Genomic DNA, 951 nt, shown 5'->3' with positions numbered 1-951 from the left:
TACCTGATTGGCCTGGGCACGCTCGATGAGCGGATGCTGATCCTGGTGGACCTCGAAAAACTCATGACCAGCGATGACATGGGTCTGGTCGAGAGTACGACCGCTTGAGCATCTGCAACTTGCCACCCGTCTATTAGTCAAGGAATAAAAATGTCATTCGCAAATTTAAAAATAGGCACACGTCTAGGCAGCGCCTTCACCCTGATCCTTGTGATTCTGGCCGCCGTCATGGGCCTTGGTCTGAGTTCCATGAGCCATATCGAAGATCGCTTGAACCTGATCGTCGATGAATACAACGTCAAGAGTTTTGCAGCCAGTGAGATGGTGGACAACTTCAGGGACATCTCCCTGATCGCCAGCACCATCGTGCTGCTGGAAGACGAAGCGGGGATGCGTGAACAGAATGACAAGCTGAAGGTCGCACGTGAAAAATACGGCAAGGCCAAGACTGTCCTGCTCGGCATCCGTATGAATGAGAAGGAAAAAGAAATCGTCGAGAAACTGGACCAGGCCATCAAGGCCGGGGCGCCGCTGGTAAACAAGGTTGTCGAGCTGGGCTTGCAGAACAAGACTGCAGAAGCGGTCCCGATCCTGATGAATGAGTCCGCGCCAGCTACGCGGCGTGCCATTGCGGTCCTTGATGAGCTGGTTGCGTATGAACGGCTGCAGATCCAGGATGCCTCCGCACAGAGCAAAACAGAATACGCCAGGGCGCAGTTGCTGATGTTGGTGCTTGGCGGGTTTGCGATTGCGCTGGGTGCGTTTGTTGCATGGTCCATTACGCGCTCCATCGTGCGGCCGCTCAAGGACGCCGTAAAAGTGGCCCAAACGGTAGCCGCTGGCGACCTGAGCAGCCGTATAGAGGTGGGCAGCAAAGACGAAACAGGCCAGCTGATGCAAGCCCTCAAAGCCATGAACGACAGCCTGTCCAAGGTTGTTGGCGAAGTGCGT

1 protein-coding gene and 1 pseudogene are annotated in these 951 nt (G+C 55.1%); both read left to right on the top strand.

What is annotated here, in order from left to right:
* Positions 1 to 108, top strand: a pseudogene (locus tag ACFQND_RS12245) (chemotaxis protein CheW); the annotation flags it as partial.
* Between the two features lie 42 nt (positions 109 to 150).
* The coding region (locus tag ACFQND_RS12240) for an MCP four helix bundle domain-containing protein (protein WP_377413611.1) at positions 151 to 951 on the top strand (801 nt) is incomplete at its 3' end.

Origin of the sequence: Polaromonas aquatica (assembly GCF_042659145.1) — a bacterium.
In the GTDB taxonomy this organism is placed as follows: Bacteria; Pseudomonadota; Gammaproteobacteria; order Burkholderiales; family Burkholderiaceae_C; genus Polaromonas; species Polaromonas aquatica.
The sequence above is the reverse complement of the archived record's forward strand: the minus strand, read 5'-3'. Positions and strand labels throughout refer to the sequence as shown.